The sequence below is a fragment of the Sinorhizobium sp. P24N7 genome (genome assembly GCF_042436655.1).
Lineage (GTDB): Bacteria > Pseudomonadota > Alphaproteobacteria > Rhizobiales > Rhizobiaceae > Sinorhizobium > Sinorhizobium meliloti_A.
Window position 1 is genome coordinate 116,526 of the sequence record NZ_JBHMIW010000004.1, and the last position, 20,118, is coordinate 136,643.

A 20,118-nucleotide genomic window follows, 5' to 3' on the forward strand; every position below is an offset into this window, starting at 1 on the left:
AAATACAGACCTGTGTCGCGATCGACGCGAAAGAAAAAATCAGTCGAGCTCGCCGGCATCGAAGGCGTTCACATCCTCGAGCAGTTCGATGATGCCTTTCGCAGCATGCGCAAGCAGCGCTTCGCCGCGCTCGGCGGTGGCGGCGGCGGCATTGCCGGCGACGCCGTCCGGGCTCAGATCCGACATCTTCCAGCCGAAGGCGTGCGGGCCGTAGGCGCGCAAATGCTTGAAGGAACGCGCGAACTCGCTCTGGCGCGAGGCGAAGTCGCGCGTCTTCGCCATGTCCACCTTGTCCGGATGGAGCGCCAGCATGACCGAGGTCTCGATATCGCCGCCATGGATGTCGACTGCCCTGTCCTCGGCGCCGATCCAGCCATCCGGCTGTCCGAAGCGTGTCCAGCTCGTCGCCACGGCAAGCATCCGGAAGCGTATCCGCGCCTCCGTCGCTACGATGGTCATCAGGGGCGAATTGCCGCCATGCGCGTTCAGCATCACGAATTTGCGGATGCCGAGTCCGGCGAGGCCCTCGGCGATGCCGAGCCAACGTTCGACCGCCTCGTCATAGGCGAGCGTTCGGGTGCCGGGCACGTCCATGTGTTCGATCGAATAGCCGACCGGTTCGACAGGCAGGAAGGTCACGGGCAGGGCTTGGGGGAGTGCGGCGATAACGCGCTCGACGATGCCCGCCGCAATCAGCCGGTCGGTTTCGAACGGGAGATGCGGCCCGTGTTGTTCATGTGCGCCGAGCGGGAGCACCGCGATCCAGTCCCGCCGCTCGACAGGTTCGAGTGCGGCGGAATTGTCGGTCCATCGGGGCTTCGGCAGCGACATTTCTACTCGGACCTCGGCGTGGTTTGTCGTAAAATCGTTATTTGAGTCATACAGTTCGTAAACTCAAGCCTTATTGCTATAAGTGTAGTGTAGGGGATTCGGCGGGAGGTCCAATGGGCAAGAAGAGCAAAGCCGAAAGGAAGGGCAAGAACGGCAAGAAGAAGGACGAGATCGTCGCCGAGGCGAACGATCACGATCTGGCTTCGGTTCTCGTCCAGGCGGCCCGCTCGATGCGCACCGTGCTCTCTCGCAACCTCGTCGCGAGCGGCCTTTATGCCGGGCAGGACGGCGTCATGCTCGCCCTTGCCGAAACCGACGGGCTCACGGCCGGGGCGCTGGCGGGCAAGCTCGGGGTCAAGGCACCGACGATGACGCGCACGATCGGCCGCATGGAAGCGCAAGGCTTCCTCGAACGCCGCCCGGACAGGGACGATGCCCGGCTGACCAAGGTCTATCTGACAGAGCTCGGCCGTGATCGCCTGCAGATCATCGCGGAAGCGGGCCAGCATTCCGAGAAGCTCGCAACACGCGGTTTGACCGACAAGCAGGTACGCACTCTCATGAAGCTCCTGCGCGCTGTCGACAGCAATCTGCAGGCCGCCAGAGCTGCGGATTGAGCCGCGGTGTGAGAACAGGGCAGCTTGAACTTCCCGATTGCAGCGATATTTTAAACAGTTTAAAGGAATTTAAACTGGCTGACGGTAGCGACTGCAACGGGGGATATGGTGGCGCAAAAGGTCAAGCTTTCGACAATCGCGGAAACACTCGGCCTTTCGACGGCGACGGTATCCCTGGCATTGCGCGACAGCCCGCTGGTGGCGGCGGTCACCCGCGACAAGATCAAGGAGCAGGCGCGCGCACTCGGCTATATCTACAACCGCCGTGCCGCAAGTCTCAGGACGTCGCGCTCGGGCATCATCGGTGTCGTCGTGCACGACATCATGAACCCGTTCTACGGTGAGATCCTCAAAGCGATCGAGGCTGAGCTCGACCGCGACAAGCAAACCTTCATTCTGTCCAACCACTACGATTCCGTCGAAAAGCAGCGGGATTTCATCGAGACGCTGCTGCAGCTCGGCGGCGACGGCGTCATCATGTCGCCCGCCATCGGCACGCCGCCGCAGGATATTCAGCTTGCCGAGGACAACGGCATGCCGGCGATCCTGATCGCCCGCTCGATCGAGGGGCTCGACGTCCCGATCTTCCGCGGCGACGACGCCTATGGCATTTCGCTCGCGACCAATCACCTCATCGGGCTCGGCCATCGCTGCGTCGCGATGGTCGGGGGAACCGACCAGACCTCGACCGGCCGCGACCGCTATCAGGGTTACGTCAATGCGCTTCGCAAGGCGAATATCGAGGTCGATCCGGACCTGCGCATCCCGGGGCCGCGCTCCAAGCAGGGCGGTTTCGAGGCCGCCGTGCATCTCCTCTCACTGCCGCAGAAGCCGACCGCGGTCGTCTGCTGGAACGATCTGGTCGCCATCGGGATGATGAACGGCATTGCCCGCGCCGGCCTCGTGCCGGGCGTCGACATCTCGGTCACCGGCTACGACGACCTCGAGGAAGCGTCGATCGCGACGCCCGCGCTGACGACCGTCTGGAACGGCCAGGCGGAGGTGGGCCGCAGCGCTGCGCGCGCGCTCCTCGACAAGCTTTCCGGCAGCCATGAACCGGACGGCATCCATCTGATCAAGCCGGAAATGCGCATCCGCCAGTCGACCGGCCCGCTGCGGGTAACGGCTTGATCGATTCCTCCGAGTCTGAACAGGATGCGTGAGTGTTCGTCCGCATTCCCGCTATGTCCGGAAAGGAAACCCGATGAGTCGTCCCAGAATTCTCGTGCCCGGCAAGATCAACCCGAGGGTCCTCGAACGATTGCCGGAAATGTTCGAGACCGTGTGCATCGAGCGCGCCGATGCGGCTCTCGTGACAGCCGACATGCGCGACGTTTCCGGCATCGCCGTTTCGGGCAAGCTGCCGGTGCCGCTGATGGATGCATTCCCCAGCCTCGAGATCGTTGCGAATTTCGGCGTCGGCTACGACGGCGTCGATGTCTCGCGCGCGGCAGCCCGAGGGATTGTCGTCACCAATACGCCTGATGTCCTGACGGAGGAAGTCGCCGACACGGCCATCGGCCTCCTCCTCAACACGCTGCGCCTCCTGCCGCAGGCCGAGCAATGGCTGCGCCAGGGCCGCTGGGCGCGCGAGGGCGCCTTCCCGCTATCGCCGCTATCGCTCCGCGGCCGTACGGTCGGGCTGTTCGGCCTCGGCCGGATCGGCCTCGCGATCGCACGGCGGCTCGAAGCCTTCGGCGTCTCGATCGCCTACCACACGCGAACGCCGCGCGAAGGGCTCGCTTTCACCTATCATCCGACCCTTTCGGGTATGGCCGAGGCCGTCGACACGCTCATCGTCATCGTACCCGGGACGGCGAGCACGCTGAGGGCTGTCGATGCGGATGTCCTTTCGGCGCTCGGCCCGAAGGGCGTGCTGATCAATGTCGGCCGGGGATCGACCGTGGACGAGGCGGCGCTCATCGCCGCGCTTCGGAACGGCACCATTGCCGGAGCCGGCCTCGACGTCTTCGAAAACGAGCCGCATGTTCCCGAAGCGCTGCTTTCGTTTCCGAATGTCTCTCTGCTGCCGCATGTGGCGTCGGCGTCGGTCGTCACGCGCAACGCGATGTCCGATCTCGTGGTCGACAATCTGAAGGCATGGTTCTCGACCGGCGAGGCTTTGACGCCGGTGGTCGAGACGCCGTTCCGGCGCAGAGTGGTCTAACTAATCGGCCTTGCTCTCACGATAGGCGCGCGCGGCATCTCCGAAGGCCTTGAACAGGGCGGCTGACGGGGCGTCGGTCCGCACCCAGTATTCGGGATGCCACTGCACGCCGACGGCGAAGGCCTTGGCGCCGATGACCGAGACCGCCTCGATGGTCCCGTCGTCGGCCACGGCTTCGACTGCGAGGCGCGGAGCAGCGGCGCCGATCGCCTGGCGATGCAGCGAATTGACCCTTACGCGGCCGGTGCCGAGGACCGGGGCAAGGCAGCTTCCTTCCTTCACGACCACATCCTGGCGAATGCCATAGGCGACATCGAGATCCGGAACCTCCGGCTTGCGATGGTCCCAGATGCCGGGCTGCTCCTGGATCTCGCTCGCAAGCGTGCCGCCAAGCGCGACATTGAGCTCCTGTATGCCGCGGCAGATCGCAAACAGCGGGACGCCGCGATCGATTGCGCGGCGGATCAGCGGCAGGCTGGTCGCATCGCGGCCCGGGTCGAAAGGCCCGTCCGCTTCGGTCGCCTCCCTGCCATAGAGCGAAGGGTGGACGTTGGAGCGAGCGCCGCTGGCGAGCACCCCGTCGACGCGGTCGAGAATCTCGTCCACATCGTTCCCGGCCTGCAGTGCGGGAACGAGAAACACCATCAGCCCGGCGCCCTCGACCGCCGCGCGGACATATTGGTGGGCGGCAACATGCCAGACATTGCCGTCGAATTCGCGGAAATCGCAGGGGATGGCAACGACAGGTTTCGACATCGTCAGACTCCGGTTATTATCCGCAAAAGCCATGCCGCCAGAACCTTTAAAAAGTCAACGGGGAGACGCGCGGTACTCCCTCGTCTCCGGCGGAACGGCTTGGGCAATGGACAGACGAGCCTGCGCACTTCCGACGGACCGCCATGCACTTTTCCTGAAAGTGCTCATTCGATTATGCCGCAGGCTTGCGGGGCGGTTTTCGTTGCGAAGGGCCGGCGCATTGTGTATGCGGAGCTAAAGGAACCGGTTGCGCCTCGCGGGCAAGCGGTCATGGGTGGATAAGACAGGGCCGCCATCGGCGGCGCCGCAGAATTTTGGAGAATTGGACGATGGCAGAGCATCATTCGGGACCGGTCGAAACGGGCGCTCCGATGGACTATTCCGAGCACGAGAAGACATATGATTTCTTCATCAGCGCCACGAAATACGGCACTCTGTTTTGCGTCGCGCTGCTGATTGCGATGGCAGCTGCTTTCTTTACGATGATGGGCTTCTTCAGCTCGCTTGTTCTTTTCATTCTCATCAACGTCGCCGGTTACTTCTTTCTTCGCTGACCGGCGTCGCTGATCCGTCCCGCCGAAGATGGGGAGGGGTCCCCATCTTTGTCGCGGGCCCATCGCGTTTTTCCCGCACCACGTGGGAGTATCGTCTCGGCGGCGGATGTTTCCGCCCCCGCAGGAGGAGTTTCTGTCGCTGCGACGACGCCCGTAAGGTGCACTAAGGTCGCTGTAGCGCATCGAGGTGCCGCATGGTTCTCTTCCGAAATCGGCTCGATTCGGGGACCGTGTGAGTGAAGAGGCGGCGTGCAATGCTGTCGTCTGGAGGACAACGTCCGCAACCCGGCCAGCCGGGGCGGACCGGGGAGGGGGATTTGTGAGCGAGATCGTCTTTATCGCCAAGGAATCGGATCCGAACGAGGGACGCGTTGCCGGCTCCGTCGAGAGCGTGAAAAAACTGAAGGCGCTTGGCTTCGACGTGGTTGTCGAAGCGGGTGCGGGCCTCAGTTCACGCATACCAGATCAGGAATACGAGAAGGCCGGTGCGCGGATCGGTACGGCGGCGGATGCGAAAACCGCCGACGTGGTCCTCAAGGTCCGTCGGCCGACTGCGCAGGAGATTTCCGGCTACCGGTCGGGCGCTGTCGTCATCGCCATCATGGATCCCTACGGTAACGAGGAAGCGATATCGGCCATGGCCGGCGCGGGCCTCACGACCTTCGCCATGGAGCTGATGCCGCGTATCACCCGCGCCCAATCCATGGACGTGCTTTCCAGCCAGGCAAACCTTGCCGGTTATCAGGCGGTGATCGACGCCGCGTACGAATATGACCGCGCGCTGCCGATGATGATGACCGCGGCCGGCACCGTACCGGCGGCCAAGGTCTTCGTCATGGGCGCAGGCGTTGCCGGCCTGCAGGCGATCGCTACCGCCCGCCGCCTGGGCGCGGTCGTCTCGGCGACGGACGTTCGCCCCGCCGCCAAGGAGCAGGTAGCCTCCCTCGGCGCCAAGTTCATCGCCGTCGAGGATGAGGAGTTCAAGGCGGCCGAGACCGCCGGCGGCTATGCCAAGGAAATGTCTGAGGAGTATCGGGCCAAGCAGGCGGCGCTCGTCGCCGAGCACATTGCCAAGCAGGACATCGTCATCACCACGGCGCTGATCCCCGGCCGCCCGGCGCCGCGGCTCGTTAGCCGCGAAATGCTCGATTCCATGAAGCCCGGATCGGTCGTCGTCGACCTTGCAGTCGAGCGCGGCGGCAACGTCGAAGGAGCCGAAGCCGGCAAGGTGACGGAGGTCGGGGGCATCAGGATCGTCGGCCATCTGAACGTGGCGGGCCGCATCGCCGCTTCCGCCTCGTTGCTCTATGCCAAGAACCTCGTCACCTTCCTCGAGACGATGGTCTCGAAGGAGACGAAGGCGCTGGCATTGAACATGGAGGACGAGCTCGTCAAGGCCACGGCGCTGACCCATGGAGGGGCAGTCGTGCATCCGGCCTTCGGCGGCGCCATGAGGGGGGAGAAGTAAGATGGCGAACGAACTTCTGGACAAGGCACTGACCGATCTGGAACGGGCGGTCGAGGCGGTGAAGACCGCCGCCGAATACGTCCCCGATGCGGCCGGAGCGGTGGCGCATGGCGCGACCGGCGGCGCGATCGATCCCTTCGTCTTCCGCCTCGCGATCTTCGTGCTGGCGATCTTCGTAGGCTATTACGTCGTCTGGTCGGTGACGCCGGCGCTGCATACGCCCCTGATGGCGGTGACCAATGCGATCTCGTCGGTAATCGTCGTCGGGGCCTTGCTCGCGGTCGGGATTTCCGCCTCGGGGCTTGCCACCGGCTTCGGCTTCGTCGCACTGGTGCTTGCTTCGGTGAACATCTTCGGCGGCTTCCTGGTCACCCAGCGCATGCTCGCCATGTACAAGAAAAAAGAAAAGTGAGGCGGGCCGATGAACGCTAATTTCGCTGCCTTCCTCTATCTCGTCTCGGGCGTGCTCTTCATCATGGCGCTGCGCGGCCTGTCGCATCCGACCACCAGCCGCAAGGGCAATACCTACGGCATGGTCGGCATGGGCATCGCGATCGTCACGACGCTGTTCCTGGCACAGCCGTCGATCGGCGGGTTTCTCCTGATCGTCCTAGGTCTGGCCGCCGGCGGCGGTGCCGGCGCCTATATCGCAAAGCGCATCCCGATGACGGCGATGCCGCAGCTCGTGGCCGGCTTTCACTCGCTCGTCGGTCTCGCTGCCGTTCTGGTGGCGGCCGCCGCACTCTATGCCCCGTCCTCCTTCGGTATCGGTGAGGTCGGCTCGATCCACGCCCAGGCGCTGGTCGAAATGGCGCTCGGCGTGGCGATCGGCGCCGTCACGTTCACGGGCTCGATCATCGCCTTCCTGAAGCTCGACGGCCGCATGTCCGGCAAGCCTATCCTTCTGCCCTACCGCCACGCGATCAATCTCGCGATTGCCGCACTCGTCGTCTTCTTCATCGTCGGGTTGGCGCTCAGTGAAAGCCATTTCGATTTCTGGGCGATTGTCGCCCTGTCGCTGGCGCTCGGCGTGCTGATCATCGTTCCGATCGGCGGCGCGGATATGCCGGTCGTCGTGTCGATGCTGAACTCCTATTCCGGCTGGGCCGCGGCCGGCATCGGCTTTACCCTCGGCAACCTGGCGCTCATCATCACCGGGGCGCTCGTCGGCTCGTCGGGCGCGATCCTCTCCTACATCATGTGCAAGGGCATGAACCGGTCCTTCATCTCGGTGATCCTGGGCGGCTTCGGCGGCGAGACGGCGGCTGCCGGCGGCGACGACGGGGTCCAGAGGACGGTGAAACAGGGCTCGGCCGACGACGCCGCCTTCCTGATGCAGAACGCCTCTAAGGTGATCATCGTGCCGGGCTACGGCATGGCAGTCGCCCAGGCACAGCACGCGCTCCGGGAGCTTGCCGACAAGCTCAAGGAGAACGGCGTCGAGGTGAAATACGCGATCCACCCGGTCGCCGGCCGCATGCCGGGCCATATGAACGTGCTGCTCGCCGAAGCGAATGTCCCCTATGACGAGGTGTTCGAACTGGAGGACATCAATTCGGAATTTGCCCAGGCCGACGTCGCCTATGTCATCGGCGCCAACGACGTCACCAATCCCGCGGCCCGGGACGACAAGTCCTCGCCGATCTACGGCATGCCGATCCTGGACGTCGACAAGGCCAAGACCTGCCTCTTCGTCAAACGCTCACTCGGCTCCGGCTATGCCGGCATCGACAACACGCTGTTCTACAAGGACGGCACGATGATGCTGCTCGGCGACGCCAAGAAGATGACCGAGGAGATCGTGAAGGCGATCAATCACTGAGGATATCGGCTCCAGTTAACTGGAGGCGACCTCCGGATCCCAGGTGAAGAGCTCCTTCGCCCTGGCGATGCCGCGCAACGCGAAGCGCCCGAGCGAAACGGCATTTGCCCGATGCTCGGGCGGACAGGCGGCGATGAATTCCGAAGACATGATCACGTGCCGCTCGACGGAGCGGCACATGGCGGAGATACGGCTCACCTCGTTGACGGCCGGTCCGACGACGGTGAAATCCAGCCGGTTCTGGCTGCCGATATTGCCGTAAAAGACCTCGCCGATGTGCAGGCCCAGATAGACGTCGGTAGTCGGCTTCCCCTCGTCGAGCCGCCTTGCGTTCAATTCCGCGAGCATGACCCGCAGCTGACGCTCCGCCGCGATGGCGGCGCCGCAGTCCTCGGCCGGTTTGCGGCCGTTGAAGATGGCAAGCACTCCGTCGCCGATAAGCTTCAATACGCTGCCGCCATGATCGTGGACGGCGGTGATCACCATGCCGGAATAGTCGTTCAGAAAGGGGATGACATCCTCCGGCGCGACGCTGTCGGCTATGCGCGTGTAGTTCCGCAGATCGGAGAACCACATGACTGCTTCGATCCGCTCGGCCGAGCCCCGTTCGATGCTGCCCTCGACGACGCGGCGGCCGGCGTCAGGGCCGAGATAGACATCCGCAAGCGTCCCGATGATGCGCATGCACGAAGCTGCCTTCACCGCGAGCGCGAGGGTGGGCAGCAACACTCTCAGTGCCGCGATGTCCTCCTCACGGAAGCCGGCCTGCTTCTTTGTGGTCCAATAGGAGTACAGGCAATCCATCTGCCCTATGCGGCCGCGGTCGGTGAAGTGATGAATCATGCTGACGCAGTCGGTGTGGCCCTCTGCCTTGAGCGTGTCGAGCATGGTGAAGGGAATATGTTTCTCTCCGGCAAGGCGGGTGCGGCGCTCGGTTTCATTGTTCTTGAGCATATGGAAGAAGACGGAACGCTGCCAGTTGGTCTGGGCCTCGCCGCCGCTGGTCGAGCCGTATTGCACGACCTCGGGAACCTCGCCGCTTTCGCTGTTCCACTGGAAGGCGCGTCCCTCGAACTCCGGGTGCAGCGTATCGATGATGCCGAGCGCACGATCTATGGCTAGGCCCGCGGCGTGGCACCGTTCACAGAAGCCGGCAAGAAGGTCCTGCTCCTTCAGGCCTCGAATTCCCTCGTCCGACATCCACACAACGATGTCGCGGATCAGCTGTTCCTTCATCCTGCATCCCGTCGTGCCGGCGTTACCGCGTCCGGCAACGATCATCACCATCACAGTGCAGCGACTTGTGGCGCCGCGCAAGGTGGGCCGTGCGCATCACGCAATGTGGCGCGGACGGGGAAGGGGAGAGGAGCCGGCCTCACCGCTCGCCCCGCGATCAACCCGCCGGCGCCAGGACCAGATGATCCACGCCAAGGGCGACATTCAGGCCCTCTTGCACCTGGACATTGACAGGTTGCAGCATGAAAGCCTTGTTCGTGCCGCCGGCAATGACCTTCGCTCCGCCACCGACTGCGAAGCTCGCATCGGCGCCGACGCCGACATATTCGCCAGCCAGTGCATATTCGTTCAGCGGAGTGCCGGTTTTCGCCAGCACGTCCCAGATCATGACGGTTTTGCCGGTGGAGCCGATGTCCAGGCCGATCTTGGTGATCTTGCCCGCATAGACTCCTCCAGGCGAGCCATCCGCCGGCGAGAAGGTGCACATCAGGTTCTTGGTAGAGGTGACGATCAGCCCGGTGCCGCCTTCCGAGCCGCATGTGAGACGCCCGAGCGTGACGTAATTCTGGGCGCTGGCAGCTCCGGTGAGCGCCGCAAAGGCGATTGCCGTAATGAGGGTCTGTCGAATCATGGCTCGGATCTCCGTGCTGGACCGTTCCACTGTTCATTCCAACTACGAAACGCTCTAAACCCGCTGAAACCAGGCACTTCCGGACGGAAAACCGCTACGCACTTTTCCTGGAAGTGCTTCTAGGCCATGGTCAAACGGATTGAATTCAGGATGGTTCCGCGACCCTGTTCGGCTTTGATGAAACGACTACGCCCGCGACAGGCGCGGGCGTCTGATGTCTAACGGAGAATGGGCGACGTCAGGACATCGCCTTGGCGCGGGCAAGGCCGGCACGCGCCGGCTCGTATTTGGGATCGAGCGACAAGGCATGCGAATAGGACTTCGCCGCCTTGGCCTTGTCACCGCGGCGCTCGTAGATCAGCGCCTGGTTTGCCCAGGACTCCGCCAGCTTGCCATTCAGGTTGATGGCCGTGTTGAAGTCGGAGAAGGCATTGTCGTCGTCGCCCTGGGCCACATAGGAGATGCCGCGGCCGTTATAGGGTTCGGGTGAGCTCGGCGAGAGCGAGATTGCCTTGGAGAAATCTTCGATAGCCTGCGCGTGCTGGTTGCGCGCCTGATAGATCAGGCCACGATTGTGGTAGGCGCGGGGGTCCGCCGTATCGAGTTCGATCGCCTTGTTGAAATCGTTGAAAGCGGCGTCGAGCTGGTTCGCCTGACGGTAGAGATTGCCGCGGCCGATATAGGCGACATCGTAATTCGGATTGATCTGCAGCGCCGCATTGTAATCGGCAAGAGCGGCCTGCTGGTTGCCCAGGTTGCGCTGAACCAGCGCCCTGTTGGCATAGGCCTGATAGAAGCGCGGGTTGAGCTGGATAGCCTGGTCGAAATCGGCGACCGCGCGGCGGAATTCGCCGGCGCGGCCGTAGGCCGAGCCGCGCACATTGTAGCCCTCGGGGTCGCTCGGATTGGACGCGATGACGCTCGAGAGCGAGGCGATGTTTTCTTCCGAGCCCTGTGCCCGTTCGACGCGGAACATCGATTCGGGCTTGTCGGTCTGGCATCCTGCGATCAGCAGGGCCGAGCCGAGCACGAGAAAGGCGGCAAGCTTCGGCTTGCGCTGGTGGCGGCGGTTCGCCTCCTCGGTGATGAGGCCGGAGACGTCCGCAGTCATGGCAGCAAGTGTCAAAGTCGATCCCTCAATGCGACAAGGCCCGAAAGCCATCGGCTTTCCGTTTACAGAGCACGCAAGTGCGGCGGCTGACCGTCGCCAGCTGTCACGCTAGACTGTCGACGGACTGGGTGTCCATACCAAAATGGCGGCGGCGATCCCTCGCCTCCGCCACTTGCATTGGAAAGCGTCGAAAAAAAGACGATCAGCGGGCCACGAGGCCTTCGCGCTGCGCCCGCTTGCGGGCCAGCTTGCGAACGCGGCGGACGGCTTCTGCCTTTTCGCGCGCACGCTTCTGGGACGGCTTTTCGTAGAAGTCACGCATCTTCATTTCGCGGAAAATGCCTTCGCGCTGCATCTTTTTCTTAAGAGCGCGGAGCGCCTGATCGACATTGTTATCGCGGACAAGTACCTGCACGTGAATCCCGTTCCTTTGCTTCGAGTTGGCAAGCCTCACCATCAGGTTTGGAGAGGCAATAAATTTGCGTTCGCTGGGCGAGAACCCTACGATTGAAAGAGCGGATAACAGATCGCGTGCCGAAAGTCCAGCGGCGAGAGAAAGCGCGTGGGGAAAAAGCGCCAATACCTCTGCGGCGGCGGGCCGTCGATGTCGCAAGACCGCGCAAGTCCGCCTGATCGCGTCGCAAAAGAAACGTTGCGTGGTCCTCGGATTTGCGATTTCTAACGCCAACGAACGTTACCGGGTTCATGGAGTAGCAGGCTGATGCGCAAATATTCTGTTTTTGCCGTGGCGCGCGAGGCGCTGCGCGGCCACAAAGGGTGGGGCCCGCACTGGGCTTCGCCTGAGCCGCGCAAGCAATATGACGCAATCATCATCGGCGGCGGCGGCCACGGCCTCGGCGCCGCCTATTATCTCGCCAAAGAGCACGGCATCACCAACGTCGCCGTGCTCGAGAAGGGCTGGATCGGCGGCGGCAACACCGGCCGCAACACGACGATTATCCGGTCCAACTATCTCTATGAAGAGAGCATGGACATTTACGAGCATTCGCTGAAGCTCTGGGAAAACCTGTCGCAGGACCTGAACTACAACGTCATGTATTCGCCGCGCGGCGTGATGATGCTGTCGCACAACATCCATGACCAGCAGTCTTTCAAGCGTCACATCAATGCCAACCGGCTCTACGGCATCGACAACGAATGGCTGACGCCGGAGCAGGCCAAGGCCTACTGCCCGCCGCTCGACATAGCGAAGACTGCCCGCTACCCGATCAACGGCGCGGCACTGCAGCGCCGCGGCGGCACTGCGCGCCACGATGCGGTCGCCTGGGGCTATGCGCGCGCGGCCTCGGATCGCGGCGTCCACATCATCCAGAATTGCGAAGTGACCGGCATCCGCCGCGACGAAACCGGCCGCGTGACCGGCGTCGATACCAACCGCGGCTTCATCGGCGCGAAGAAGGTCGGCATCTCCGCTGCGGGCCACTCGTCGGTCCTGATGCAGATGGCGGATGTGCGCGTGCCGCTGCAGAGCCAGCCGCTGCAGGCGCTCGTTTCCGAGCCCTTGAAGCCGATCTTCCCCTGCGTTGTCATGTCGAACTCCGTGCATGCCTATATTTCGCAGTCGGACAAGGGCGAGTTCGTCATCGGCGCCGGCACCGATCAGTACAATTCATACTCGCAGACCGGCGGCCTGCAGATCATCACGCATACGCTGGATGCGATCTGCGAACTTTTCCCGATGTTCCGCCGCGTCAAGATGATGCGGCAATGGGGCGGCATCGTCGACGTCACCCAGGATCGTTCGCCGATCCAGGGCGTGACGCCGGTGCCCGGGCTCTACCTCAATGCCGGCTGGGGGACGGGCGGCTTCAAGGCGACGCCGGGTTCGGCCAATCTCTTTGCCCATCTCATCGCGCGCGGCGAGCCGCACCGGCTTGCCGCGGGGCTCACGCTCGAGCGCTTCCGCACCGGGCGGCTCATCGACGAGGCGGCCGCGGCCGCCGTTGCGCACTAAAGCATGATCCGACGGAGCGAAGATCGATAGGATTACGCTTCAGAGAAAGAACGGAGAGCGGCCTTGCGCCTTCCAAGGAAGGCGCGGCGCTCTGATCGAGGACATTCCAGATGCTTCTGATTTACTGCCCCTATTGCGAGGAAGAGCGCTCGGAGCTCGAATTCCGCAATGCCGGCGATGCCCACATCGTCAGACCGGCCAACATCGCCGAGATCAGCGACGAGGAGTTCGAGGAGTACTTCTTCCTCCGTCAGAATCCGAAAGGGCTGATCTATGAAAGGTGGCGGCATATCCACGGCTGCGGTCGCTTCTTCAATGCGGCTCGCGATACGGTGAGCGACCGCTTCCACGTGACCTACAAGGCCGGTGAGCCGAAGCCCGATCTCAACGCCGAGCCGAAGACGAGCGAAACGGTCGAGACCTACGAGGCGCTGGAAGGAGTGGCAGAATGACCGGGGTCAATCGAATTTCGGGCGCCGGGCGCCTGACGCCGGCGCGCACCGCCCGCTTCACCTTCGACGGCCGGACGCTGACGGCGCTCGAGGGCGACACCATCGCCTCCGCGCTCATCGCCAACGACATCCATCTCGTCGGCCGCTCGTTCAAATATCACCGCCCGCGCGGCATCCTTTCGGCAGGCGCCGAAGAACCGAATGCGCTGCTCGACGTTTCGCGCGATGCCGCGCGCCGGCAGCCGAACGTGCGCGCCACCGTGCAGGAAGTCTTCGACGGCATGAAGGTGTCGTCTCAGAACCGTTGGCCGTCGCTCGCCTTCGACGTCGGCGGCTTCAACGATCTGTTGTCGCCCTTCTTCGCGGCGGGCTTCTACTACAAGACCTTCATGTGGCCGAAGGCCGCCTGGCACAAGATTTACGAGCCCTTCATCCGCCGCGCAGCCGGTCTTGGCGTGGCGCCCACGGAGACCGATCCGGACCATTACGCAAGCCGCTACGTCCATTGCGACGTGCTGGTGGTCGGCGCCGGCGCTGCCGGACTTGCGGCCGCACTCGCGGCCGCGAATGCCGGTGCGAAGGTGATACTGTGTGACGAACAGCCTGAAGTCGGCGGAGCCCTGCATTACGACAGCGGCACCGTGATCGACGGCCAGCCCGGCTATGACTGGGCGCTGGCGACGGGCAAGGCGCTTGCGGCGATGGACAATGTCACGCTGCTGACCCGCACGACGGCCTTCGGTTACTACAACCACAATTTCGTCGGCCTCGTCGAACGCGTGACCGATCACCTCGCGGCCCCCGACAAGGGGCTTCCGCGCGAGCGTCTATGGCAGGTGCGCGCGAAGAAGGTGATCCTCGCCAATGGCGCGATCGAGCGCCACATGGTCTTCGCCAACAACGACCGTCCTGGAATCATGCTGGCCTCGGCCGGCCGCACCTATCTCAACCATTTCGGCGTCGCGGTCGGCAAGAAGGTGGGCATCTACACGGCCCATGATTCCGCCTATGAGGCGGCCTTCGACCTGAGGAAGGCCGGCGTCGACGTCCCCGTGATCGTCGACTGCCGCGACAGGCCGGGCGACATGGTACTCGCCGAAGCCCGCAGCCTCGGCATCGAGGTATTGAGCGGCCACTCGGTCGTCAATACCGCCGGCAAGCTCAGGATTGCATCCATGAGTGTGGCTCGCAACGGCGGCGGAGCATCGCGCAAGATCGCGGTCGACGCCCTGCTCGTCTCGGCCGGTTGGACCCCCTCGGTGCATCTCTTCTCCCAGTCGCGGGGCAAGGTGACGTTCGATGCGGCGACGGAGCGGTTCCTGCCGGGAACCTATGCACAGGAATGCCTCTCCGTCGGCGCCTGCAATGGCACGGACGACCTGCAGGCGACGATCGACGAGGCACTCGCCGCCGGTGAACTGGCGGCCCGTGCCGCGGGTGCGGAAGGCGGCGGTCAGGTCGCGCTCTCCGGCCGCAACGCTTTCGAATGGACAGGCGGCATGATCGGCGCGGCGGAAGGCGCGGGGCGAGACACGACGGTCAAGGCCTTCATCGACTTCCAGCACGACGTCTGCGCTAAGGATATCCGCCTCGCCGTGCGCGAAGGAATGCATTCGATCGAGCACATCAAGCGCTTCACCACCAATGGCATGGCGTCCGACCAGGGCAAGCTTTCCAACATGCACGGCCTGGCGATCGCGGCGGAAGCGCTCGGCAAGGAAATCCCGCAGGTGGGGCTCACGACCTTCCGCCAGCCCTATACGCCGGTGACCTTCGGAGCGATCGTCAGCCATTCGCGCGGAAATCTCTTCGATCCGGCCCGCAAGACGCCGATCCATGCCTGGGAGGAGGCGCAGGGCGCCGAATTCGAGGATGTGGGCAACTGGAAGCGTGCCTGGTTTTATCCGAAAGCGGGCGAAAACATGCACGAGGCGGTCGCGCGCGAGTGCAAGACGGTTCGCGAGGTGGCCGGCGTCTTCGACGCATCGACCCTCGGCAAGATCGAAGTGGTCGGCCCCGATGCCGCCAAGTTCCTGAACCTCATGTACACCAACGCCTGGGACAACCTGAAGCCCGGCCGCTGCCGCTACGGGATCATGCTGCGCGACGACGGCTTCGTCTATGACGACGGTGTCGTCGGCCGGCTTGCCGACGATCGCTTCCATGTGACGACGACGACCGGCGGCGCGCCGCGCGTCCTCCACCACATGGAGGACTATCTCCAGACGGAGTTCCCGCATCTGAAGGTGTGGCTGACGTCGACGACCGAGCAATGGGCCGTCATCGCGGTCCAGGGTCCGAAGGCGCGCGAGATCATCGCGCCGCTCGTCGAGGGCATCGATCTCTCGAACGAAGCCTTCCCCCATATGAGCGTTGCCGAAGGCAGCATATGCGGTGTGCCGACCAGGCTCTTCCGCATGTCGTTCACCGGCGAACTCGGCTTCGAGGTCAACGTACCGGCCGACTACGGCCAAGCCGTGTGGGAGGCGATCTGGGCTCGGGCCGAGCCGATGGGCGCCTGCGCCTACGGCACCGAGACCATGCACGTGCTGCGCGCCGAAAAAGGCTACATCATCGTCGGCCAGGACACGGACGGAACCCTCACGCCGGACGATGCCGGCCTTTCCTGGGCGGTATCGAAGAAGAAACAGGACTTCGTCGGCATTCGCGGCATGAAGCGGCCCGACCTCGTCAAGGAAGGCCGCAAGCAGCTCGTCGGCCTCCTCACGAAGGACCCGCAGGTGGTGCTGGAGGAAGGGGCGCAGATCGTTGCCGATCCGAACGAAGCCAAGCCGATGACCATGCTCGGTCATGTGACCTCGTCCTACTGGTCGCCGAACTGCGGCCGCTCGATCGCGCTCGCGGTCGTCGCCGGCGGCCGCGCACGCCTCGGGCAGACGCTCTACGTGCCGATGGCCGACCGGACGATCGCCGTCGAGGTGAGCGACATGGTGTTCTTTGACAAGGAAGGAGGTCGCCTCCATGGCTGACCACGCAATCGCTACACGCAAAGCTCCGCTTGCCGGCCGCCGTGGCGGCTCGCCGGCGGCGATCCTTACCCCTGCGGAACCCGCTTCGCGGATATCGCTGCGCGCCGGGCCCGACGCGGTTCCCGCACTCTCGGCAGCTCTCGGCGTGACCATTCCCGTGCGGTCGAAGACGTCCGCCTCGACCGGCCGGCGTCATGTCCTCTGGCTCGGTCCCGATGAGTGGCTGGTGATCGACGAGGACGGCGCCGACCTGATGGCGGCGGCCGCATCGAGCGGGACCGTGCATTCGGCCGTCGACGTTTCGCACCGGAACACTGCCGTCATCGTCAGCGGGGCGGGCGCGGAAGCGGCGATCAACAGCGGCTGCCCGCAGGACCTGTCGCTCGCGATTTTCCCCGTCGGTGCCTGCTCTCGCACGATCTTCGGCAAGGCGGAAATCGTTCTTTTCCGAACCGCCGAGGATACGTTCCGCGTCGAGTGCTGGCGGTCGTTCTCGTCCTTCGTGTTTGGGCTGCTGGCCGAAGGCGCGGAAGACGCCGGGCACTGAGGAGGCAATTTCCGGCCCCTCATCCGGCCTGCCGGCCACCCTATCCCCGCCGGGCGAAGGTGACTCGCGGCAAGCTCCAGTCCTCTTCGCCGCCCTGGAAAGAGGGCGAGGCGGTGCCCGCATGTTCCTTCTCCCCGTAAAACGGGGAGAAGGTTGCGGCAGCCGGATGAGGGCCATTTCCTCCTCAGGAGCGATCGCGCTAAGTTCTGCCGGTCGAACCGGGATTCGGGAACGGGAGGAGCGACCTTGAAGACGCGTGCGGCGGTGCTGAGGAAGTCACCGGTCGGAAGGCCTTATGCCCATACGAGGCCGCTCTCGATCGAAACGACCGATCTCGATCCGCCGGGACCGGACGAGTTGCTGGTGAGGATCGGCGCCGCCGGACTCTGCCACTCCGACCTCTCGGTCATCAACGGCGACAGGCCGCGGCCGGTGCCGATGGCGCTCGGCCACGAGGCCGCCGGCACCGTGGAAGCGGTCGGAAGCGGCGTAGGTGACATCGTCCCGGGAGACCGGGTGGTGATGAGCTTCATGCCGAGCTGCGGCCATTGCCTCCCCTGCGCGGAAGGCCGGCCGGCGCTATGCGTTCCCGGAGCGGAAGCAAACGGCAAGGGCACGCTGCTTTCGGGGGAACGCCGGCTGCATTGCGGCGAAGTCCCCGTGAACCATCACCTCGGCGTCTCCGGATTTGCCGATTATGCGGTGGTTTCGCGCCATTCCGCGGTCAAGATCGAGACGGACCTGCCGATGGTAGAGGCAGCGCTGTTCGGCTGTGCGGTGCTGACCGGCGTGGGAGCGGTCGTCAATACGTGCCGGGTTCGGCCGGGCGAATCCGTTGCCGTCATCGGGCTGGGCGGGGTGGGATTGGCAGCCCTTCTGGGTGCCGTTGCCGCCGGCGCCCAGCGCGTCGTCGCGATCGATCTCGCCGAGGACAAGCTGAAGCTTGCCCGCGCGCTGGGCGCGACGGACACGTTCCTTGCAGCCGATCCGGATGTGGCCGAGACTGTCCGACAGGCGACCCGCGGCGGCGTCGACCATGCGGTCGAGGCCGCGGGCTCCGTAAAAGCCTTCGAGCTCGCCTATCGAATTACGCGGCGAGGCGGGCTGACGGTTTCCGCAGGGCTCGCCCATCCTTCAAGCCAGATCGCGATCCCCGCGGTGAGCCTGGTTGCGGAAGAGCGTAGCGTGCGCGGCAGTTACATGGGAAGCTGCGTGCCCTCCCGCGATATCCCGCGTTTCATTGCGCTCTACGAACGCGGCAGGCTGCCGGTCGACCGGCTGCTGTCGAGCACCGGACCGCTGGAGGAGATCAATGAGGCATTCGATCTTCTCGACCAGGGCCGCGTGATACGCCACGTGATCACGTTCTGATACGGCCGCCACACGGTCAGCCGTCCGCCGGCCATCCCTGCCAGGCGATCCAGCGTCCGTGGAAGTCGGCGCGGCCGACGAGATGCCTTTCGCCCTTCGGCCAAATCTGCAATGACAATGCGGCACCCGGCGCCTGTCCGTCGGCTTCCATCTGCAAACGGGCAAGCGGGGCCTCGGATGTCGCGGTCGCCCCGGCGGTAGCGATCAGGGCCTCGCCCTCTTCCCGCGCAGCTTCCGGCAGATACTGCCAGGCGATCGAATGATAGACGACGTGGACAGCGCCCGGATGGACGTGCGCCAGCCGTGTTTTCAGCCAGTCGATCGCGTCCGCCTGCTCGACAAGGCTCCTTTGGGAGGCGGCAAGCTCCAGCGCCTGCCGCGTGCGGTCGATCCGGTCTTGCTGATCGGCCCAGACGTAGGAGAGGAGCCGTAGCCGATCCTCGCTATCGGCCGGATCGAGGGGGTTGATGTCGCAGCCGGCGCGTTCGATCACTTCGACGGGTCGCAGAGGCGGCGCTGCTCCCGACCACTCGGGGGCTATGCTCACGGGGCTGGCTGCATCGCCCCAATGGCTGTTCGCGAGATCGTAGCGGTAGCGGTCCCAATGGAGATTCAAGCCGGCGCTGGCGCCGATCTCGGAAAGGATCAACGGCTTCCCGAAAAGCTGTGCCACGGTGAGGAAACCGGGAAGCAGGGCGCCCGAGCGGCGCACCTCGTTCGTCTGCGGCGCGGAGGTGAGACGGTCGAGGATGAAGGGGGCTTCCCGCTCCATAGCCTGAGCGATCGCCTGCCAGAGAGTGTCGTCGTCCGTCCGGTTCGGCGGATAACACGCGCCGAGGGCCGCGCTGCGGCCGGACAGAACCAGCGCGTGCAGAGCACCGGCAAGGCGGAGCGCGACGGAATCGCCCTTCGAAGTCGGGTCGCCGGACCAGCCGAGAACACGCTCGCCCACCGGCGAGTCCGCATCGATCCGGTCGGCGACGAGACGGCAGAGTCGGGCCGTAAATGGCGATCCCAGCTCGTCACAGGACTTCGCCTGGCCGCGGAAGGCATGGCGAACGTGGGTCCCGTCCGGTCTCCCCTCAGACATCGTCCGGCCGATCCTTCGGGTCGAACTGGATGATCGTCTGCCAGGTGGCTGTCAGGGCGGGCTTTCTTTCGCCTTCGATCTCGACCGTGACGTCATAGGTGATCATCAGCATGCCGGCCCCGCGGAAGCGTGCGTCTGCCATGGTGAAGCGGCCGCGCACGCGCGCGCCGCTCTTGACCGGCGCCACGAAGCGCACCTTCTCGAAGCCGTAATTGATGCCCATCGTCTGCTCGCGGATCTTGGGCAGGCAATTGTAGTTCATCGCCGAAAGCAGCGACAGCGAGAGGAAACCATGCGCAATGGTGCCGCCGAAAGGCGTCTCCGCCGCGGCGCGCACCGGGTCGGTATGGATGAACTGGAAGTCACTCGTCGCCTCGGCAAAACGGTCGATCGTCTGCTGCGTCACGGTGATCCAGTCGGAGACGCCGAGCTCCTTGCCGATCAGATCCTTGATATCCGAAAGTGAAATATCCTGCGGCATATGATTTTCCTGAAAATGG

General features: G+C 64.2%; 20 protein-coding genes. 12 read left to right on the plus strand and 8 right to left on the minus strand.

The features are described 5' to 3' along the window. Window positions 1-39 precede the first annotated feature (39 nt). Entirely contained in the window at window positions 40-831 is a 792-nt protein-coding gene (locus ACFHWW_RS08060) for a creatininase family protein (RefSeq protein ID WP_100672892.1), read from the minus strand. Between the two features lie 113 nt (window positions 832-944). Between ACFHWW_RS08060 and ACFHWW_RS08065 the strand changes: the two genes are divergently transcribed. The 3 genes from ACFHWW_RS08065 (at window position 945) to ACFHWW_RS08075 (ending at window position 3,615) form a co-directional block, all read left to right on the plus strand. Then, window positions 945-1,448 (plus strand): MarR family winged helix-turn-helix transcriptional regulator, encoded by a 504-nt coding sequence (locus tag ACFHWW_RS08065; RefSeq protein ID WP_003528917.1) that lies wholly within the window; start codon window positions 945-947, stop codon window positions 1,446-1,448. 108 nt (window positions 1,449-1,556) lie between these two features. Further along, on the plus strand, window positions 1,557-2,579 hold the full coding sequence (locus ACFHWW_RS08070; RefSeq protein WP_026168787.1) for a LacI family DNA-binding transcriptional regulator: 1,023 nt from the start codon (window positions 1,557-1,559) through the stop codon (window positions 2,577-2,579). A gap of 73 nt (window positions 2,580-2,652) precedes the next feature. Continuing rightward, on the plus strand, window positions 2,653-3,615 hold the full coding sequence (locus tag ACFHWW_RS08075; protein WP_100672893.1) for a 2-hydroxyacid dehydrogenase: 963 nt from the start codon (window positions 2,653-2,655) through the stop codon (window positions 3,613-3,615). On the opposite strand, the gene ACFHWW_RS08080 is transcribed toward ACFHWW_RS08075, so the two are convergent. Beyond that, entirely contained in the window at window positions 3,616-4,371 is a 756-nt protein-coding gene (locus ACFHWW_RS08080) for a gamma-glutamyl-gamma-aminobutyrate hydrolase family protein (RefSeq protein WP_275597324.1), read from the minus strand. Window positions 4,372-4,700: 329 nt separating this feature from the next. On the opposite strand from ACFHWW_RS08080, the gene ACFHWW_RS08085 reads away from it, so the two are divergent. The 4 genes from ACFHWW_RS08085 (at window position 4,701) to ACFHWW_RS08100 (ending at window position 8,215) form a co-directional block, all read left to right on the plus strand. Next, complete coding sequence (locus tag ACFHWW_RS08085) at window positions 4,701-4,925, plus strand: aa3-type cytochrome c oxidase subunit IV (RefSeq protein WP_379937935.1); 225 nt, start codon at window positions 4,701-4,703, stop codon at window positions 4,923-4,925. Window positions 4,926-5,244: 319 nt separating this feature from the next. Further along, a complete protein-coding gene (locus ACFHWW_RS08090; RefSeq protein WP_018096719.1) occupies window positions 5,245-6,393 on the plus strand; it encodes a Re/Si-specific NAD(P)(+) transhydrogenase subunit alpha in 1,149 nt (382 codons plus the stop codon). A 1-nt stretch (window position 6,394) separates the two neighbouring features. Beyond that, complete coding sequence (locus ACFHWW_RS08095; protein ID WP_003528932.1) at window positions 6,395-6,805, plus strand: NAD(P) transhydrogenase subunit alpha; 411 nt, start codon at window positions 6,395-6,397, stop codon at window positions 6,803-6,805. Between the two features lie 9 nt (window positions 6,806-6,814). Further along, window positions 6,815-8,215 carry an NAD(P)(+) transhydrogenase (Re/Si-specific) subunit beta gene (locus ACFHWW_RS08100; RefSeq protein ID WP_018096721.1) on the plus strand — a complete coding sequence of 467 codons (1,401 nt, stop codon included), beginning with the start codon at window positions 6,815-6,817 and terminating at the stop codon, window positions 8,213-8,215. A gap of 15 nt (window positions 8,216-8,230) precedes the next feature. Here ACFHWW_RS08100 and ACFHWW_RS08105 read toward each other — a convergent pair whose 3' ends face one another. The 4 genes from ACFHWW_RS08105 to rpsU all read right to left on the minus strand — a co-directional run bounded on the left by ACFHWW_RS08105 (window position 8,231) and on the right by rpsU (window position 11,608). Beyond that, window positions 8,231-9,502 carry an adenylate/guanylate cyclase domain-containing protein gene (locus ACFHWW_RS08105; protein ID WP_379937937.1) on the minus strand — a complete coding sequence of 424 codons (1,272 nt, stop codon included), beginning with the start codon at window positions 9,500-9,502 and terminating at the stop codon, window positions 8,231-8,233. A 106-nt stretch (window positions 9,503-9,608) separates the two neighbouring features. Further along, window positions 9,609-10,082, minus strand: coding sequence for a DUF992 domain-containing protein (locus ACFHWW_RS08110; protein ID WP_100672898.1), 474 nt, complete (start codon window positions 10,080-10,082; stop codon window positions 9,609-9,611). Window positions 10,083-10,320: 238 nt separating this feature from the next. Then, a complete protein-coding gene (locus ACFHWW_RS08115) occupies window positions 10,321-11,244 on the minus strand; it encodes a tetratricopeptide repeat protein (RefSeq protein ID WP_013844854.1) in 924 nt (307 codons plus the stop codon). A 151-nt stretch (window positions 11,245-11,395) separates the two neighbouring features. After that, the gene (gene rpsU, locus ACFHWW_RS08120; RefSeq protein WP_025424858.1) at window positions 11,396-11,608 is read right to left on the minus strand and encodes a 30S ribosomal protein S21; all 213 of its coding nucleotides are present in this window, start codon (window positions 11,606-11,608) and stop codon (window positions 11,396-11,398) included. A gap of 306 nt (window positions 11,609-11,914) precedes the next feature. On the opposite strand from rpsU, the gene ACFHWW_RS08125 reads away from it, so the two are divergent. From ACFHWW_RS08125 to ACFHWW_RS08145, 5 genes are all read left to right on the plus strand, one after another. After that, window positions 11,915-13,168: a sarcosine oxidase subunit beta family protein gene (locus ACFHWW_RS08125; protein ID WP_018096724.1), complete on the plus strand. Its 1,254-nt coding sequence runs from the start codon at window positions 11,915-11,917 to the stop codon at window positions 13,166-13,168. Between the two features lie 110 nt (window positions 13,169-13,278). Further along, window positions 13,279-13,620: a sarcosine oxidase subunit delta gene (locus tag ACFHWW_RS08130; RefSeq protein WP_003533888.1), complete on the plus strand. Its 342-nt coding sequence runs from the start codon at window positions 13,279-13,281 to the stop codon at window positions 13,618-13,620. Next, entirely contained in the window at window positions 13,617-16,610 is a 2,994-nt protein-coding gene (locus ACFHWW_RS08135; RefSeq protein WP_275597328.1) for a sarcosine oxidase subunit alpha, read from the plus strand. The genes ACFHWW_RS08130 and ACFHWW_RS08135 overlap by 4 nt, the downstream gene beginning before the upstream one ends. Then, a complete protein-coding gene (gene soxG, locus ACFHWW_RS08140; protein ID WP_100672901.1) occupies window positions 16,603-17,157 on the plus strand; it encodes a sarcosine oxidase subunit gamma family protein in 555 nt (184 codons plus the stop codon). The genes ACFHWW_RS08135 and soxG overlap by 8 nt, the downstream gene beginning before the upstream one ends. A 246-nt stretch (window positions 17,158-17,403) precedes the next feature. Next, window positions 17,404-18,528: a zinc-dependent alcohol dehydrogenase family protein gene (locus tag ACFHWW_RS08145; RefSeq protein WP_379937938.1), complete on the plus strand. Its 1,125-nt coding sequence runs from the start codon at window positions 17,404-17,406 to the stop codon at window positions 18,526-18,528. Between the two features lie 16 nt (window positions 18,529-18,544). Here the strand turns inward: ACFHWW_RS08145 and ACFHWW_RS08150 are convergent, their stop codons facing one another. Next, entirely contained in the window at window positions 18,545-19,618 is a 1,074-nt protein-coding gene (locus ACFHWW_RS08150; RefSeq protein WP_379937939.1) for a DUF2332 domain-containing protein, read from the minus strand. After that, a complete protein-coding gene (locus ACFHWW_RS08155) occupies window positions 19,611-20,099 on the minus strand; it encodes a MaoC family dehydratase (protein WP_018096729.1) in 489 nt (162 codons plus the stop codon). Before ACFHWW_RS08155 ends, ACFHWW_RS08150 begins: the two co-directional genes overlap by 8 nt. Window positions 20,100-20,118: the final 19 nt, after the last annotated feature.

Bases quoted from the DNA above. Each gene is read 5' to 3' on its own strand.
- ACFHWW_RS08095 (WP_003528932.1), top strand. From the start codon at position 6,395: ATGGCGAACGAACTTCTGGACAAGGCACTGACCGATCTGGAACGGGCG.
- ACFHWW_RS08135 (WP_275597328.1), top strand. From the start codon at position 13,617: ATGACCGGGGTCAATCGAATTTCGGGCGCCGGGCGCCTGACGCCGGCG.
- ACFHWW_RS08130 (WP_003533888.1), top strand. From the start codon at position 13,279: ATGCTTCTGATTTACTGCCCCTATTGCGAGGAAGAGCGCTCGGAGCTC.
- ACFHWW_RS08125 (WP_018096724.1), top strand. From the start codon at position 11,915: ATGCGCAAATATTCTGTTTTTGCCGTGGCGCGCGAGGCGCTGCGCGGC.
- soxG (WP_100672901.1), top strand. From the start codon at position 16,603: ATGGCTGACCACGCAATCGCTACACGCAAAGCTCCGCTTGCCGGCCGC.
- ACFHWW_RS08065 (WP_003528917.1), top strand. From the start codon at position 945: ATGGGCAAGAAGAGCAAAGCCGAAAGGAAGGGCAAGAACGGCAAGAAG.
- ACFHWW_RS08150 (WP_379937939.1), bottom strand. From the start codon at position 19,618: ATGTCTGAGGGGAGACCGGACGGGACCCACGTTCGCCATGCCTTCCGC.
- ACFHWW_RS08110 (WP_100672898.1), bottom strand. From the start codon at position 10,082: ATGATTCGACAGACCCTCATTACGGCAATCGCCTTTGCGGCGCTCACC.
- ACFHWW_RS08105 (WP_379937937.1), bottom strand. From the start codon at position 9,502: ATGGTGATGATCGTTGCCGGACGCGGTAACGCCGGCACGACGGGATGC.
- ACFHWW_RS08085 (WP_379937935.1), top strand. From the start codon at position 4,701: ATGGCAGAGCATCATTCGGGACCGGTCGAAACGGGCGCTCCGATGGAC.
- ACFHWW_RS08060 (WP_100672892.1), bottom strand. From the start codon at position 831: ATGTCGCTGCCGAAGCCCCGATGGACCGACAATTCCGCCGCACTCGAA.
- ACFHWW_RS08100 (WP_018096721.1), top strand. From the start codon at position 6,815: ATGAACGCTAATTTCGCTGCCTTCCTCTATCTCGTCTCGGGCGTGCTC.
- ACFHWW_RS08080 (WP_275597324.1), bottom strand. From the start codon at position 4,371: ATGTCGAAACCTGTCGTTGCCATCCCCTGCGATTTCCGCGAATTCGAC.
- ACFHWW_RS08155 (WP_018096729.1), bottom strand. From the start codon at position 20,099: ATGCCGCAGGATATTTCACTTTCGGATATCAAGGATCTGATCGGCAAG.
- ACFHWW_RS08075 (WP_100672893.1), top strand. From the start codon at position 2,653: ATGAGTCGTCCCAGAATTCTCGTGCCCGGCAAGATCAACCCGAGGGTC.
- ACFHWW_RS08115 (WP_013844854.1), bottom strand. From the start codon at position 11,244: ATGGCTTTCGGGCCTTGTCGCATTGAGGGATCGACTTTGACACTTGCT.